Raw genomic sequence first — 16,335 nt, forward strand, 5'->3', positions numbered from 1 at the left:
CAACATTTATCGTGCGGGGTGTGTCGCTTCGGTCACGCTGGGGTGGACGACCGATTCCTTTTGGCGAAAGCCGAACTTGCGCGTGATCGCGCGGTAGCCGCCAAAGGTATAGCCGTTGTTGAGCGCATCCCATTCGTCTTTGCGGTTGCGGTAAGCGGCGGGCAATTCGTACCACGCGAGGCCCGGGCGGACGTGGTGCACCAGGTGCAGATTGTTGTTGAGGAACAACATGCCCATCACCGAGGAATCGACAATCACCGTGCGGTGGCCCGGTTCCTCGGCCCATTGATGCTCGGCGAACGAGCGCAGCGCGAGGAGCGATAGCGCCAGATAGGCTGACGCCAGATAGAGCGGCACGGGCATACCGAACCCGTAGTGAACTATCCCGGCGACAGGCAAAAGCCCGGCGGCATGCAGGCCCCAAGCCTTGTATAACGCTCTGCGCTCCTGCCCCGAAGAGCGCCGGGCTGCCCGCCACTCGCTCCTCAAAAAACGCACCACCGTAATCGCGGGACCGATGAGCATGCGGCCGACCAGCGTGTTGTTCCAGCCGAGCACGCGGCGCATCGGCCATGACAGCCGGTCATAGCTCTCGCGGCTCTCATAAAAGCTCTCGGGATCGTCATAGGGATCGGTCAGCCGCTCATCGACATGATGCTGCAGATGAAGGTCGCGGTAGCGGCGGAACGGCACCAGCAGGCCGATGGGCAGGAACACCAGCGCTTCATTCAAGGCGGGGGAGGCGCTCGGGTGGCCGTGTATCGCCTCATGCTGAAGCGATGAATGCAGCGCAATCGGCAGAGCGAGGACAAACACCGCAGGCCAGCCAATGACCGCGTAGAGTAGGCCTGCGGCAATCCATGCGGCGTGGCACCCGATCACGAGCGCGAGGGTCCTCAATTCGACAGGGCGGCGCAAGACCAGCCCCGGCTCGGAATTCTCACTGGCTAACACGCGTCCTTCCATTGCTGCTCCCGCCCGCATCGCTACCGTGATATTCCCGCTTCATTGCGCACCTGCAATATGAAAGTGATGATGAAACGTTGATAGTGCGCAACATTTTTGGCATTATGTGACTATCATCACGCTTATGCAAAAATGGACAACGACAGATGGACAAGCGCAGGCTCGCCGATATCTTTCGCAGCCGCCTGGAGGCACTGTTCGAGCGTTCGCGGCAAAGCCAGTCGGCCTTTGCACAGGCGGTCGGCGTCGATCGGTCGGCGCTTTCCCTGTTGCTATCGGGCAAGACCACACGGCTGCCGCGCGTGGAGACTCTCTTGCTCATCGCGGAGCGGCATAACGTCACGCTCGACTGGCTGCTCGGCGTATCCGAGGACGAGGGGGTCACAGGGGCAATGCTGTCTAGCGGCACGATCGAGACTTCCGAAGATGACGGTGCCAGCCTGCTGATGCGCTGGTACGCTGAAGCGGCGGGGACCAAGATCCGCTACGTACCGGCGCGAATCCCTGACTTGTTGAGAACGACCGACGTCATCGCTTATGAAGCCTCCGCCTCACACCAGAACGCAATGGCTCAGGTGGAGGACGCGGTATTCCGGCTGGACTATAATCGCGCCGCCGGCACCGATATGGAATCGTGCATGCCGTTTCAGACGCTGGAGCAGTTTGCCGAAGGGTCGGGGATATGGAGCGGCCTTCCCAAGCGAACGCGCGAGGCGCAACTGGCGCATATGACCGGACTGATCGACGAGCTCTATCCCTCGTTCCGGCTGTTCCTGTTTGACGGGCGCGAGCGGTTTTCGATCCCCTACACAATCTTTGGCTCGACCCGCGTGGCGGTGTTTGCCGGGCAGATGTATCTGGTCCTTAACAGCGCCGAGACGATCAGGACGATGCAGATGCAGTTTGAGGGATTGATCCGCCACACCCGCGTCCATGCGCACGAGGCTGCGCAATACGTCCGGTCGCTCCATGTCAAGTGACGGGCAAGCGGCGGCAGGCCGGATCGCCAGCATCGCCATGTACCGCGATCCGCCGGTGGTTGCGGCGGCAACGCGCGCGCTGTGGGCCTTGCTGCGCGAGCGGCTGTGCGCTTCTGACATGGTGGATGTGCCCGATGCGTTGGACGAAGCCATCGCCCATGACGCGGCTTGGCTCGATCCGCGTCTGTTGCTCGCGCAGACATGCAGCTATCCCTATGCCGTGCAGCTGAGGGGCAAGGTGCGGGTGGTGGCCAACCCGGTTTACGATCATCCGGGTTGCGCAGGCGCGACCAGCAACAGCATGGTGATCGTTAGCAGGGAATCGGCTGCGGTCGTGGTTGGCGATTTGCGGGGACGGACGGCGGTGATCAACGACTGGCGCAGCAATTCGGGCATGAACCTGCTACGTCATCTGATTGCGCCTCATGCGCAACGCGGGCGCTTCTTCGGGCAGATTATCGTGAGCGGGAGCCATGTTGCCAGCATCGCGCAGGTTGCCGCTGGTGCTGCAGACGTGGCGGCGATCGATTGCGTGACGTATGGCAATCTGGCGCGGCATGATCCGGAGCGACTGCGCGGCGTGCGGGTGCTTGCCGAGACGGTGCGGACTCCCTCGCTTCCCTATATCACGCGTGCTTCGTCAACCGACGCCGAACTGGTGGCGCTGCGCGAAGCCTTGTTCGGCCTGATCGCAGACCCGGCAGCCAAGGATGTCCGCGATACCCTTGGCCTGCGCGGTTTCGAGGTGCTGCCGGAAAGCAGCTTCGACGCAGTCATCGGCCTTGAGCAAGAGGCCGCCGCGTGCGGCTATCCCAGCCTCGCGTGAACAAGGATCAATAGCTGTCCCGCCTACCTCAGGCCAAGTGCCGCGACGTTGCGCGTTGCCGGCTGAGGCTCCGGCCTGCACCGGCGCGGCGCGGCCTCACCTTAGCGAGGGCAGGTCGAGCCCTTGCTCGGCTGCACACGCACGGGCGCTTTCATACCCCGCATCGGCGTGGCGCATGACGCCGGTGGCGGGATCGTTCCACAGTACGCGGGCGATGCGGCGGGCGGCGTCTTCGGTGCCATCGGCGACAATGACCATGCCGCTATGCTGCGAATACCCCATGCCGACCCCGCCGCCATGATGCAGCGACACCCATGTTGCGCCGCTGGCGGTGTTGAGCAACGCGTTGAGCAGCGGCCAGTCCGATACTGCATCAGAGCCATCGAGCATCGCCTCTGTCTCGCGGTTGGGGCTGGCGACCGAGCCCGAATCGAGATGATCGCGGCCGATCACGATCGGCGCTTTCAATTCGCCGCTGGCGACCATTTCATTGAACGCCAGACCCAGCCGATGGCGGTCTCCGAGACCGACCCAGCATATCCGCGCAGGCAGTCCCTGAAACTTGATCCGCGCGCGCGCCATGTCGAGCCAGTTGTGCAGGTGCGCGTTATCGGGCAGCAGTTCCTTCACTTTGGCGTCGGTGCGATAGATGTCTTCCGGATCGCCCGAGAGCGCCGCCCAGCGAAACGGCCCGATCCCCCGGCAAAACAGCGGGCGGATATAGGCCGGAACGAAGCCCGGAAAGGCAAACGCATCCTCGATGCCTTCATCCTTGGCCACCTGCCGAATGTTGTTGCCATAATCGAGGGTGGGGATGCCTTGCGCGTGGAAATCGAGCATGGCCCGCACATGGACCGCCATCGAGGGCCGCGAGGCGCGGTCGACCGAGGCGGGGTCGTTCTCGCGCGCCTGCATCCAGCGCTCGAGGGTCCACCCTTGCGGCAGATAGCCATTGATCGGATCGTGCGCCGAAGTCTGGTCGGTCACGACATCGGGGCGGACACCCCGGCGCACCAGTTCGGGATAGACATCCGCCGCATTACCGAGCAGGCCGACCGAGATGGGCTCCTTGGCGTTCGTCACGATCTCAAGCGCCTCATCGAGCGTTTCCGCCGCGCGGTCGAGATATCCGGTCTTCAACCGCATCTCGATCCGGCTGGGCTGGCATTCGATGGCAAGGCATGACGCGCCAGCCATCGTCGCGGCCAGCGGCTGCGCGCCGCCCATGCCGCCAAGCCCCGCGGTCAGGATCCAGCGCCCCGCCAAGCTCCCGCCGTAATGTCGCCGCCCGACTTCGACGAACGTCTCATACGTGCCCTGAACTATGCCCTGCGTGCCGATATAGATCCATGATCCGGCGGTCATCTGGCCATACATCATCAGCCCGGCGCGATCGAGCTCGTGGAAATGCTCCCATGTCGCCCATTTGGGGACGAGGTTCGAATTGGCGATCAGCACGCGCGGTGCGTCCTTGTGCGTCTTGAACACACCCACCGGCTTGCCCGATTGGACCAGCAGCGTTTCGTCCTCTTCCAAGCGCTGCAAGGCGGCAACGATCCGGTCATAGCTGTCCCAATCGCGCGCGGCGCGGCCGATGCCGCCATAAACGACCAGTTCCTGCGGGTTTTCCGCCACATCGGGATCGAGATTGTTCATCAGCATGCGCATGGGCGCTTCGGTCAGCCAGCTTTTTGCGCTGAGCGTTGACCCGTGCGGACTGCGGATCACGCGGCTGTTATCAAGGCGGTCGGTCATGGCTTCCCCGTGGCAAAAGCAATACAACTGATCAGGACGGCGCGTAGCGTGGCGGCGAGCGGTGTTGCCGGATCGAAGGGCGCAGGCCAGTTTGCAGGCGTGACCGGGCCATCCGGCTCGGACATGTAGCCCCGGCAGGCCAGCTCCATCTGGATGGCGTTAATACCGCCAGCCGGCCGGCCATAATGCCGCGTGGTCCAGCCGCCGCGGAACCGTCCATTGAGCACGTAGGGCAAGCCAGAACCCGAGCAGACATCAACAACTGCCGCAGCCAGCGCCGGATCGCAGGTCGCGCCGTCATTGGTGCCGATGTTGAATTGCGGCAGTTCGCCCGCGAACAGGCGAGGCACATGGCTGCGTATCGCATGGCAATCATACAGCACGACACGGTCATTGCGTTCGCGCAGCCGCGCGATCTCGCCGGCGAGCGCGGTGTGGTAAGGATCAAAGAATGTCGCCTGCCGGGCGGCGATCTCGGCCAGATCGGGTTCTTCACCGGCATGGTAAAGCGGCTCGCCATCAAACGTCGTGGTCGGGCAAAGTTCAGTGGTTGCCAGCCCCGGATAGAGCGATTTGCCCGAAGGATCGCGGTTCACATCGATTACGCTGCGCGAGATGGGCGTGCGAACAATGGTCGCGCCCAGATCGGCGGCAAAGGCATAAAGCTGCTCGATCCACCAGTCACTGTCCTTGCGCGCCAGCCATGGCGAGACGAAGCGGGGGAGCAGATCGGCAGGGATATCGGTGCCGCTGTGCGGCATTGCCATCACCAGCGGCGTATCGCCGCGCTGGATTTCCACAGTGGTCCCGGCGACGGTGCTCACTGGCCTCGCCAGACGCGCGCATGCAGCGGGTTGGCACCTATGCGGTACACCAGTTCGGCAGGCCGCTCGATGTCCCAAATGGCAAGATCGCAGGCCTTGCCTGCCTCCAGAGTTCCGGTCTCTCCCAGCAACCCCAGCGCACGCGCCGCCTCGCGCGTCACCCCGGCGAGGCATTCGTCGACGGTGAGGCGAAACAGCGTGGCGCCCATATTCATCGTGAGCAGCAATGAAGTGAGCGGCGAAGAGCCAGGATTGCAGTCAGTCGCAATCGCGATCGGCACGCCGGCGCGGCGCAGCCCGGCAATGGGGGGCAGCTGCGTTTCGCGCACGAAATAGAAAGCGCCTGGCAGCAGCACGGCCACCGTTCCGGCCTTGGCCATCGCGGTCACACCGGGCTCATCGAGGTATTCCAGATGATCCGCCGAAAGTGCCCCGTAATGCGCTGCTAATGCCGCGCTATTGCTGTTGGAAAGCTGCTCTGCATGGAGCTTGACCGGCAATCCGTGGGCCTTTGCTGCCGTGAAAATGCGGTCCACTTGCGCCGTGCTAAATCCGATTGTCTCGCAAAAAGCGTCCACCGCGTCGGCCAGACCGGCTTTGGCAATGGCGGGTAGCATGGTATTGCAGACCAGCTCGACATAACCGTCGGGATTGTCGGCATACTCGCTTGGCAAGGCATGCGCGCCCAGAAACGTGGTGCGGACCGACACCGGGCGCGCTCGCTCCAGCGCGCGCGCCGCACGCAACATCTTGATTTCATTGGCAAGGTTAAGGCCATAACCCGACTTGACCTCGATCGTGGTTGCGCCTTCGCCGATCAGCGCATCAAGCCGGGGCAGGGCGCTGGCAGTAAGCTCAGCCTCGCTCGCGGCGCGGGTCGCCTTCACGGTTGAAATAATGCCCCCGCCAGCGCGAGCGATCTCCTCATAAGATGCTCCCGCCAGCCGCAGTTCGAACTCGTGCGCCCGGTTGCCCGCGTGGACCAGATGGGTGTGGCAATCAATTAGGCCGGGGGTGATCCAGCGCCCCGCACAATCAATGATATCCGGCGCATCGAGCGCGGGCGCGCCGGCCTTGGCTCCGGCATATAAGATGCGGCCATCGCGCGCGGCCACCATGCCGTCCTCGATCAGGCCAAGGTCGGTGCCTGCCATCGTTGCCAAGCGGGCATTGCGCCAGATGCGATCACAGATGATGGATTCGGTGCTCATGGGCAAAGACAATTGCAAATTCGGCGATAATGTCTAGACATAAAATCGGTGCCATGCGGAAGGGAATGTCGGCCATGCAGCATATCTGGTTTGAGGCCGCGCTCCTTGCCGATGGCTGGGTCAGGGGCGTGCGCCTTGCGGTCGGCGAAGATGGTAGAATCGCTGCGCTCGTGTGCGGGGTTGAGGCGCAGGCTGATGACCAGCGCGGCGGCATCGCCCTGCCGGGCCTTGCCAACGTACACAGCCACGCCTTTCAGCGCGGCATGGCCGGTCTGGCCGAATATCGCGGATCGGACAATGACGACTTCTGGAGCTGGCGGGCGCTGATGTACCGGTTTCTCGACCGGCTTAACCCAGACGATATCGAGGCCATTGCCGCGCTGGCCTATGCCGAAATGCTTGAGACCGGGTTCACCCGCGTCGGTGAGTTTCATTATCTGCATCATGCCCCCGATGGCAGCGGCTATGCCGATCCGGCGGAACTGGCGGCGCGTATTGCAGCGGCAGCGGAGACGACCGGCATCGGGCTCACCTTGCTGCCGGTGTTCTATCGCTACGCCGGGTTTGACCGCCGTCCGCCCGAGCATGGGCATATCCGTTTCGTCACCGATTGCGATGGCTTTGCCCGCCTGTTCGAGCGCAGCCGGGCCGCGATTGCCGGATTGCCCGACGCCAATATCGGCATCGCTCCGCATAGCCTGCGCGCGGTGGATACCGGCGATCTTGCGGAGATCCTCTCGCTCGTGCCTGGTGGCCCGGTCCACATTCATGCCGCCGAACAGACCGGGGAGGTCGAGCAATGTGTCGCAGCGCTGGGCGCTCGGCCAGTCGAGTGGTTGCTGGATCATGCCGGTGTCGACGCGCGCTGGTGCCTGATCCACGCCACCCACCTTGATCCGGCCGAGACCGCAAGGTTGGCCCGCAGCGGCGCAGTCGCAGGGCTGTGCCCGATCACCGAGGCCAACCTTGGCGACGGAATTTTCCCCGCGCCCGCCTTTCTCGCAAGCGGCGGTCGGTTCGCCATCGGCACCGACTCCAACATCGTGATCGATCCGGCGCGCGAATTGCAAACGATGGAATATGCGCAGCGGCTCGTCTTGCGCAAACGCAACCTTCTGGCGAGCAACACCGAGCCGTCCACCGGCTCGCGGTTGTTTGGCGGCGCGCTTTCGGGCGGTGCGCAGGCACTGGGCCAAAGCAGCGCGGGCCTTGCCATCGGCGCACCCGCCGACATCGTGGGCCTCGATCCAGATGCGCTCGCGATGGTTGGCCGGGGCCCCGAAATGGCGCTGGACAGCTGGATCTTTGCAGGCGGCCACGATGTGGTCTGCGATGTGTGGCGGCGCGGGCGGCACTTGGTGGTGGGCGGGCGACATATTGCGCGCGAAGAGATTGCGGCGCGCTATCAGCGCACGATGATCAAGCTGCTGAGCGATTGATGGGGGTGCCGCTTCCTTTGGGCCGCCGCATCCGCGCGGATATCGAAGCGCAGATCAAGGGAGGGCATTGGCCGCCGGGGTATCGCCTGCCGACCGAGCAGGAGCTGCAAACGCGCTATGGCTGTGCCCGCGCGACAGTGGGCAAGGCGCTCTCGGCTTTGGCCGATGCCGGGTTGGTTGAACGGCGCAAGAAGGCGGGTACGATTGTCGCGACGCCTCGCGCCCACACCGCTGTGCTGACCATTCCCGACATTGCAGAAGTGATGGCGGCGCGCGGACAGGCCTATCGGTTCGAGCTGACAGGCCGCGCGGTCCGTGCGGTCGATCCGGCGAGCAGCAATGAACGCGCATTGATGGCGCATGGGGCGATGATCGCACTAGCGGGGATGCATCACGCCGATAGCAGCGTGTTTGCCCTCGAACGCCGCGTGATCAGCCTGGCGCAAGTGCCCGAGGCCGAGAGCGAGCCGTTTGTTCGGCAGGCGCCCGGTACCTGGCTATTGCAGCATATCCCTTGGACCAGAGCGCGGCATCGCATTTGCGCGGCAAGCCTCGCTGCTGAGGACGCGCGCGCGCTGGGTTTGCCGGAAGGTTCGGCGTGTCTGCGGCTGGAGCGCTGGACGTGGCGCGAGCTTGCCGGGATCACGTATGTCGAGCAGACGTTTGCGGCGGATCAGTTCGATCTTATCGCCGAGTTTTCGCCCGGCGGCGTTTAGTTTCCGCCAGATTCTGCCGGCTTGCCAAGTCTGGTGGGCACCGACGCATCCTGCCAGCCGCCGCCCAGCGCCTTGAACAGGCTGATCTGCGCCTCGGCAACCGCGGCATCGGAGGCGGCGCGCGCGGCGCGCGCATTGGCGCGGTCGCTTTCGGCCTGGATCAGCTGCAGGAAATTGTCCGCCCCGGCATCGAAGCGCAGCCGCGAAAGCTGCGCGGCCTTGGTGCTCGAAGTTTCTGCGCGGGCTAGCGCAGCAGTGCGGTCCAGTGCCCCGGCATAGCGCGCCAGCGCCTGTTCGGTCTCATTAAGCGCAGTCAGCACCGCGCCATCAAAGCGCGCAAGGGCGGCATCGGCAGTTGCTCGCGACTGACGGATACGCGCGCGGGCGATCGTTTGATTGGGCAAGGTCCAGCTGATCAGTGGGCCGAATGAATAGCGCACGGCGGTCGGCTGGAAGAACTGGCTGCCGCGCGTGGCATTCTGGCCGATGCTGCCCATCAGCTGGATCTTGGGATAGAGTTCGGCAATCGCGACCCCGATCCGGGCGGTGTCGGCGGCAAGGCTGCGCTCGGCTGCGCGCACATCGGGGCGGCGCGCGATGAGCGCCGCGCCGTCGCCTGCCGGAATCGCTGCGGCGAGTTGCGGCGGCGCAGTGCACCGCGCGGCCTCGGCATCGATATCCTCGGGCGGGCGCCCGGTTAGCGTGGCAAGCGCATAGAGCGAGGCGCGTTGTTCGGCTTCGAAAGCGGGCAATTGCGCCTGAGCTTGCGCAAGCAGCACATCGGCGCGTTCGACATCGCGCCGCGTGCCGCGCCCGGCGTTGAACAAGGTCGTGGTCAGCTTGAAAGTGTTTTGCTGGAGATCGACTGTTTCGCGCGCCACCGCGCGCTGCGCAGCATTGGTGCAGGCGGCGACATAAGCCCGGGCAGTCTCTGCCGCGATGGAAACGCGCGCAGCGTCGAGCTGGGCAGCAGCGGCCTCGACATCGCCCCGGCTGGCCTCCACCGCGCGGCTTACGCCGCCGAACAAATCAAGCTCATAAGCGACATCAAAGCCTGATTGGAACTGATCGAAGCGGAACGTGCGCACCTCGCGGCCGCCCGCGCCGAACGCTGCTGCCGAAGCGCTGTTGCTTTGCACGCGGTTGGCCTGCGCGGTTATATCGGTTGATGGCAGCTGCGCGCCGCGCTGTTCGGAAAGGATGGCGCGCGCCCGCGCCAGGTTTGCGGCGGCCTCGCGGATCGTGGTGTTGTGCGCAAGCGCCTCTGTCACCAGCCGGTCGATGACCGGGTCCTGATAGAGCTGCCACCAACGATCAGGCAGAGGCGCGGCCGAGATGGCCCCAAGGTTGCGCGCAGTTTCGGCCAGCGGGCCGATCGGCGTGCCGCCCGGAGGGGCAGGCTGCGCATACTTCGGCCCGACGACGCATCCGCCAAGCAGCGCGATGAGCGCGAATGCGCAGAGGCACTTCATGGCAATGCCTCAGGCTCCGGCGCGCGCTGCGCCGGGGGTGGAGGCGGATCAGGATCGGGCTTGCGGCGGTTGAGCAGTTTGCTTGCCCTGTCGCCCAGCTTGCGGCTGATCACGTAGAAGCTCGGCGTGAACAGCAGCCCGAACGTCGTCACACCGATCATGCCGAAGAACACGGCAACGCCCAGCGCGCGGCGCAATTCGGAACCCGGTCCCGAGCCGATGACCAGCGGCAATGTGCCCAGGATGAAGGCAATCGAAGTCATCAGGATCGGGCGCAGGCGCTGCGCGGCCGCATGTTCTGCAGCTTCGCGAAGGCCCATGCCGAAATCCTCATTCTGCTTGGCAAATTCGACGATGAGGATCGCATTCTTTGCTGCCAGCCCGATCAGCACAACCAGCCCGATCTGGGTCAGGATATTGTTATCGAGCCCCATCAGGTTCACCCCGACAATCGCCGCAAGCAGACACATCGGCACGATCAGGATCACCGCCAGCGGCAGCACAAGGCTTTCATAATTGGCCGCAAGCAGCAGGAACACGAACAATACGGCAAGGCCGAACACCAGGCTGCCGGTGTTGCCCGCTTGTTGCTGCGCATAGGCGAGTTCGGTCCATTCAAAGCGCATGCCCGCCGGCAAGGTCTCATCAGCGATCTTGGCCATGGTGACCAGCGATTGCCCTGAGGAGTAACCGTGCGCAGTGTCGCCTTGAAGTTCGGCCGAGGGGTAGAGATTATAGCGCACCACCCGATATGGCCCGCTGCTGTTCTTTAGCGTCATCACCGCATCGAGCGGCACCATCGCGCCCGAGGCCGAGCGGGTCCGCAGTTTTCCGATATCGGCGATGTCGTCGCGGTAAGGAGCGTCCGCCTGTGCGGTGACGCGGTAAGTCCGCCCCAGGAAATTGAAGTCGTTGATGTAGGTGGAGCCGAGATAGGTGCCAAGCGTGCTGAACACATTGGCGACCGGCACGCCAAGCTGCTCGGCGCGCTCGCGGTCGATATCGGCCTTGAGCCGCGGCGTGCGCACGTTGAAGGTGGTGAAAGCATTGGCGATGCCCGGGGTCTGGTTCGCCTTCATCATCATGGCAAAGGCGGCGCCTTCAAGCGCGGCATAGCCTTGATTTTGCCGATCTTCGATCAGCATCTTGAACCCGCCGCCGGTGCCCACGCCGCGCACTGGCGGCGGCGGGATGACAAGCACTACGCCATCAGTGATCGCGCCATAGGCCTTGCGCAGTTCATTGGCGACGGCGTCAGCATGGGGGCGTTCGCTGCTTGGCTTCAGCCCGATGAACATCGCGGCCGCATTGGGCGCGTTCGAGAAAGTTGCCCCATCGAGACCGGCAAAGGCGACCGTCGATACCGTCGCTGGGTTCTTGAGCGCCAGAGCCTGCACGCGCCGAAGTACTTCTGTCGTCCGATCAAGCGAAGAGCCGGGCGGCAATTGTGTGGCAACGATCAAATAGCCTTGATCCTGCGCCGGAATGAACCCGGTGGGTGTCGCGGAAAATCGCCACGCGGCAAGGCCGATGAGCCCGGCATAAACGATGACGATCAGCCCCAGAGCACGCACCGCGCGCGCCGTGAATTTGCCATAGCGGCGGCCAAGGCGATCGAAGCCAGCATTGAAACTGCGCGCAAAGCGGGTGCCGATCCCGCGCAACCCAGGCGGCGGAGGGCTCTCTGCATGCGGATTGGGCTTCAGGATCAGCGCTGCGAGTGCCGGCGACAAGGTGAGCGACACGAACGCAGAGATCGCGGTTGCCGATACAATGGTCAGCGCAAACTGCTGATAGAACTGCCCCGAAATGCCCGGAATGAAGCTGGTCGGAATGAATACCCCGCACAGCACCAGCGCAATAGCGATGAGCGCGCCGCCAACTTCGTCCATCGTTTCATGCGCAGCGGCAAGCGGGCTCAGGCCCTTTTCCTCCATCAGCCGCTCGATATTCTCGACCACGACAATCGCGTCATCGACCACAATGCCGATGGCCAGCACCATTCCGAACAGCGAGAGATTGTTGAGCGAAAAGCCGAACAGCGCAAGTACGGCAAGCGAGCCGATCAACGATACCGGAATGGCGATCAGCGGGATGACGGCCGCACGCCAGCTCTGCAGAAACAGCAGCACGACCAAGGCTACCAGAAAAAGCGCCTCGTACAAGGTTTCCTGAACCGCTTCGATCGAAGCTTCGATGTATTCGGTAGGATTGTAGGCGATCTGATAGGTCATACCCGGCGGGAAGCTTTGCGCCGAGAGCGCGATTTCATCCTTTACCGCCTGCGCTGCTTTCAGCGCGTTCGATCCGGGCAGCTGGGTAAGGCACACGGTTGTCGTTGGCTGATTTGAAAAGAACGGGTTGATGCCATAATCTTGCGCGCCAAGCTCGATCCGCGCGACATCGCGCAAGCGTGTCATCCGCCCTTGCGCGTCGCGCTTGACGACGATTTCGCCGAATTGGTCGGGGCGGGTCAGCCGGCCCTCGGTCTCGAGGCCAAGCTGGAAAGCAGTGCCCCCCTGATTGAACGGGGGTTGGCCGATTGATCCGATCGCAACTTGCGCGTTCTGTGCCCTTACAGCCCCCGTAATCTCATCGACCGTCAGATTGCGCACTGCGGCCAGATCGGGATCGATCCAAACGCGCATGTTGTAGTCGCGCGCACCAAAGATGCGCGCGCCGCCGATGCCAGGAATGCGCGCGAGCCGATCTAGGATCTGGGTTGTCGCGTAATTCGAGATGTATTGCTGGCTCAGCGTCTTGTCTGGTGAAAACAGCGAGGCGCAGAGCAGCAGATCGGGCGTGTTCTTGCGTGTAGTCACGCCAATTTGGCGAACCTGCTCGGGCAGTCGCGGCTCGGCAGTGGCGACGCGGTTTTGCACGAGCACTTGGGCTTGATCCACTTTGGTGCCGGGCTTGAAGGTGACCGTGATCGCAATCGCGCCGTCGCCGGTGGACGAGGAGGACATGTACAGCATGTTCTCAACGCCGTTGATCGATTCCTCAAGCGGTGCCGCCACGGTTTCGGCCAGCGTTTCGGCATTGGCACCGGGATAGTTGGCGCTGACAACCACCGTCGGCGGCGCAATCTCAGGATACTGCGCAACGGGCAAGCCCGGATAGGCAACCAGCCCGAATACGATGATGAGCACCGAAAGCACGGCCGAGAAGATCGGCCGGTCGATGAAGAAGTGCGGAAAGCGCATTGGCGGTTTACTTGGCCTGCGCTTCGGCAGCGGGCGGGGCCGAAATCGGTATCGAAACTGGCGCGGTATTGGCAGCGCGCGGCTTGAGCGAGATCTGGGTGGCCGTCACGGGCATGCCGGGCTGGAGCCGGGTCAGACCGTTGATCACCACGCGGTCGGTGGGCGCAATGCCCTCCCTGATCACGCGCAGGCCTTCGATGGGCGGACCGGTCACAACCGGGCGCGGCGCAACTTTGCCATCCTTGCCGACGACATAAACCAGCTTGCGCGTCTGATCGGTGATGATCGCCTCGTCCGGGACCAGCATCGCGTGATAGGTGCCCGAGCCAAGCAGCCGCGCCCGTCCGAACAAGCCGGGCGTCAGGAACCCGGTGGGATTGGCGACAACTGCGTGGGCGCGGATCGTTCCAGAATTGGGGTCGATCGCGTTATCGACAAACTGCATCCGGCCACGCCAGCGATAGCCACCTTCGTCGGCGAGTTGGATCTCGACCGGATTTGGGGTGTCGCGCGACGATCCGCGCGAGCCTTCCTGATCCTGTCGGAGGTACTTGAGATAAAACGACTCGGCCCCATCGAACGAAAACCAGATCGGATCGGTGGAGATGACGCGCGTGAGCACAGTCTGTCCTTCGGTGACCAGATTGCCCCGGCTTACTTTTCGATCGGAAACCCGGCCAGTGATCGGCGAAGTGACATTGGTAAAGCCCAGATTGAGCGCCGCGATGGCCACGGCGGCGCGTCCTGCTGCGACATCGGCGCTGCTGCTACGCGTCGCTGCCAGCTTGGCCTCATATTCCTCCTTGGAGATCGCCTGTGCGTCGAGCAACGTCTTGGCGCGCGCGAACTCGCTGCTGCCATTGGCCTGCGCCGCGCGCGCTTTGGCCAACTGCGCTTCCGCTTGGGCCAGCGCTGCGCGATAAGGGCGCGGATCGATGATGAACAGGGTCTGCCCCTGCCGCACGATCTGGCCGTCGGAAAACAGCACCCGGTCAATCGCGCCCGATACGCGCGGGCGAAGCTCGACATCCTGAATAGCCTCGAACCGGCCGATGTATTCGTCCCAGTCGACGATATTGCGCTGCAGCGCGGTCGCCACGGTCACTTGCGTCGGCGGCGGTGGCGGCGGCGCAGAATTGGAGCATGCCGCTGTGTTCACGAGCAGCAGCGCCAGCATTGCCCCAGCCGCCCGCCGATCAAAAAACACCTGCATCATGCCAGCCCTTGGAAATACAACATCTTAGATCGCCCTGTTAACGCCCTTCAACCATTAGGGTTGCAAGCACAATACGCTTGTCCAGCATTATGGTTAAAGGGATCAGCTCGGCGTTGGTTCCGCCAAAGGACTGCCATCCGAGAGTTGCTCGCGCCGCACCAGCAAAATGAGCAGCACCGCTGATGCCGTCATCATGGCGATCATCGTCCATGCATCGTTGATCGCCTCGACCAACGCGGCCTTTTCGACCAATGGGCGCACAAGTTCGGTGGTAAACTCGTCCGGCGGCTGGCCCACTTGCTCCAGAAAGGCGTCGCGCGGGATGCCGATGCGCAGTGCTGTTGCCAGATCGCCCGCGCGCAGCTTCGCCGCGATGGCGAGGCCGTGTGCAGTGCTTTGGCTGAAAATGACCGTGTCGATCAACGCCAGCCCTAGCGCACCGCCCAGATTGCGCATCAGATTGAACAGGCCGCTGCCATCGGCGACCAGCGCAGGCGGTAGCAAGCCCAGCGCAAGGCGAGTGGGCGGCAACAGGCAGAACATCGTTGCCGCGCCGCGCAGCATCTGCGGCAGCATCATCTCCGCCGCGTCTGTCTCCGCCGTCTGCCGCGCGCTCAGCGCCATGCCTGCGGCAAACAGCATAAACCCTGCGAACGTGAGTAGTCGCGGATCGACCCGGCGCTCAAGATAAACCGCAAGCGGGGCGGAGACCAACTGCGCGATGCCGGTGGCCAGCATGATCTCGCCGATCCGCAGCGCGCCATCGCCGCGCACCAGGCCAAGGAAGAACGGCATCAGATAGGTAGAGCCGAACAGACCGATGCCCAGCACGAAGCTGAGCACGCAGCCGATCGCGAAGTTGCGGTCGGCAAAGCATTTGATCTCCACCAGCGGCCAGCGCGAACGCAGCGTCTTGAACACAAAGAACGCCCCGCATGCCAAGAACGCTGTCATCAGGACCAGGACGCGCGGTGCATCCCAGCCCAGCGATGGCGCATCTTTAAGGCCAAGCTCGAACGCGGTGAGCGATACCGCCAGCACAACAAGGGCAACCGGATCGAACGCGCGCGCGCTGCGCCGGTTGGCCGCATTACCGCTTAGCAGTGCCGCAGCGCCAAATGCGGCGAGCACACCGGGCGCGATGTTGATAGCAAAGAGCCAATGCCACGACCAGGTTTGCGTGATCCAGCCGCCAACGATCGGCCCGACCGTCGGCGCCAGCACCGCCGCGACACCGGCAATGGTGGTTGCCGCCCCCTGTGAGCGTTCTGGAAACAGCAGGAAGACGGCGGAAAAGACTGCGGGGATCAGCGTGCCGCCTGCAAAGCCCTGCACGATCCGCCAGATGATCAGCGTTTCGAAATTCTGCGCCAGCGCGCATCCGGCCGAAGCGACGGTGAAGGCTGCGACCGCGCCTACAAACAGCCAGCGCATGCCAAACCGCGCAGTCAGGTAGCCGGTGAGCGGGATGGCCACGATCTCTGCGGTCAGATACGCGGTCTGCACCCACAGCATGCGGTCTGGCGAAATTCCCAATGCCTGCTGGATCGTGGGAAGCGAGGTGACGACAATCTGGATGTCGAGGATTGCCATGAACATGCCCAGGCACATCACGATGAAACCTGCCCAGATGCGCAAACCGGTTTTTGCAGTGGGGGCCAGATCGTTCATCGCTGAGATATCCAGAATGAGGCAGAACGCCTACGTGCCAATTTTGCGGCTGC

General features: G+C 63.6%; 12 protein-coding genes. 4 read left to right on the plus strand and 8 right to left on the minus strand.

The window, feature by feature from the left end; translation table 11 throughout:
- Positions 1-6 precede the first annotated feature (6 nt).
- Entirely contained in the window at positions 7-954 is a 948-nt protein-coding gene (locus Q0O40_RS00080; protein ID WP_295524651.1) for a fatty acid desaturase, read from the minus strand.
- A gap of 158 nt (positions 955-1,112) precedes the next feature.
- Between Q0O40_RS00080 and Q0O40_RS00085 the strand changes: the two genes are divergently transcribed.
- Both Q0O40_RS00085 and Q0O40_RS00090 read left to right on the plus strand, forming a co-directional pair.
- On the plus strand, positions 1,113-1,946 hold the full coding sequence (locus Q0O40_RS00085; RefSeq protein ID WP_295524654.1) for a helix-turn-helix transcriptional regulator: 834 nt from the start codon (positions 1,113-1,115) through the stop codon (positions 1,944-1,946).
- Positions 1,936-2,772, plus strand: coding sequence for a PhnD/SsuA/transferrin family substrate-binding protein (locus tag Q0O40_RS00090; RefSeq protein ID WP_295524656.1), 837 nt, complete (start codon positions 1,936-1,938; stop codon positions 2,770-2,772). Before Q0O40_RS00085 ends, Q0O40_RS00090 begins: the two co-directional genes overlap by 11 nt.
- A 96-nt stretch (positions 2,773-2,868) precedes the next feature.
- Here Q0O40_RS00090 and hutU read toward each other — a convergent pair whose 3' ends face one another.
- From hutU to hutI, 3 genes are read right to left on the minus strand one after another with little or no spacing between them, the layout of a single operon-like run.
- The gene (gene hutU / locus Q0O40_RS00095) at positions 2,869-4,527 is read right to left on the minus strand and encodes a urocanate hydratase (RefSeq protein WP_295524658.1); all 1,659 of its coding nucleotides are present in this window, start codon (positions 4,525-4,527) and stop codon (positions 2,869-2,871) included.
- On the minus strand, positions 4,524-5,351 hold the full coding sequence (hutG, locus tag Q0O40_RS00100; protein WP_295524660.1) for an N-formylglutamate deformylase: 828 nt from the start codon (positions 5,349-5,351) through the stop codon (positions 4,524-4,526). Before hutG ends, hutU begins: the two co-directional genes overlap by 4 nt.
- Positions 5,348-6,547, minus strand: coding sequence for an imidazolonepropionase (hutI, locus tag Q0O40_RS00105; protein ID WP_295524863.1), 1,200 nt, complete (start codon positions 6,545-6,547; stop codon positions 5,348-5,350). The genes hutG and hutI overlap by 4 nt, the downstream gene beginning before the upstream one ends.
- Before the next feature lie 89 nt (positions 6,548-6,636).
- On the opposite strand from hutI, the gene Q0O40_RS00110 reads away from it, so the two are divergent.
- Complete coding sequence (locus Q0O40_RS00110; RefSeq protein ID WP_295524662.1) at positions 6,637-8,001, plus strand: formimidoylglutamate deiminase; 1,365 nt, start codon at positions 6,637-6,639, stop codon at positions 7,999-8,001.
- A complete protein-coding gene (locus tag Q0O40_RS00115) occupies positions 8,001-8,717 on the plus strand; it encodes a UTRA domain-containing protein (RefSeq protein ID WP_367183697.1) in 717 nt (238 codons plus the stop codon). Before Q0O40_RS00110 ends, Q0O40_RS00115 begins: the two co-directional genes overlap by 1 nt.
- On the opposite strand, the gene Q0O40_RS00120 is transcribed toward Q0O40_RS00115, so the two are convergent.
- The 4 genes from Q0O40_RS00120 to Q0O40_RS00135 all read right to left on the minus strand — a co-directional run bounded on the left by Q0O40_RS00120 (position 8,714) and on the right by Q0O40_RS00135 (position 16,282).
- Positions 8,714-10,189 carry an efflux transporter outer membrane subunit gene (locus Q0O40_RS00120; protein ID WP_295524664.1) on the minus strand — a complete coding sequence of 492 codons (1,476 nt, stop codon included), beginning with the start codon at positions 10,187-10,189 and terminating at the stop codon, positions 8,714-8,716. The genes Q0O40_RS00115 and Q0O40_RS00120 overlap by 4 nt on opposite strands.
- A complete protein-coding gene (locus Q0O40_RS00125) occupies positions 10,186-13,395 on the minus strand; it encodes an efflux RND transporter permease subunit (protein WP_295524665.1) in 3,210 nt (1,069 codons plus the stop codon). Before Q0O40_RS00125 ends, Q0O40_RS00120 begins: the two co-directional genes overlap by 4 nt.
- 7 nt (positions 13,396-13,402) lie before the next feature.
- The gene (locus Q0O40_RS00130; protein WP_295524667.1) at positions 13,403-14,611 is read right to left on the minus strand and encodes an efflux RND transporter periplasmic adaptor subunit; all 1,209 of its coding nucleotides are present in this window, start codon (positions 14,609-14,611) and stop codon (positions 13,403-13,405) included.
- Positions 14,612-14,713: 102 nt separating this feature from the next.
- A complete protein-coding gene (locus Q0O40_RS00135) occupies positions 14,714-16,282 on the minus strand; it encodes a DHA2 family efflux MFS transporter permease subunit (protein ID WP_295524669.1) in 1,569 nt (522 codons plus the stop codon).
- Positions 16,283-16,335 lie beyond the last annotated feature (53 nt).

This window comes from Novosphingobium sp. Chol11, from assembly GCF_945870625.1.
Classification (GTDB): Bacteria; Pseudomonadota; Alphaproteobacteria; order Sphingomonadales; family Sphingomonadaceae; genus Novosphingobium.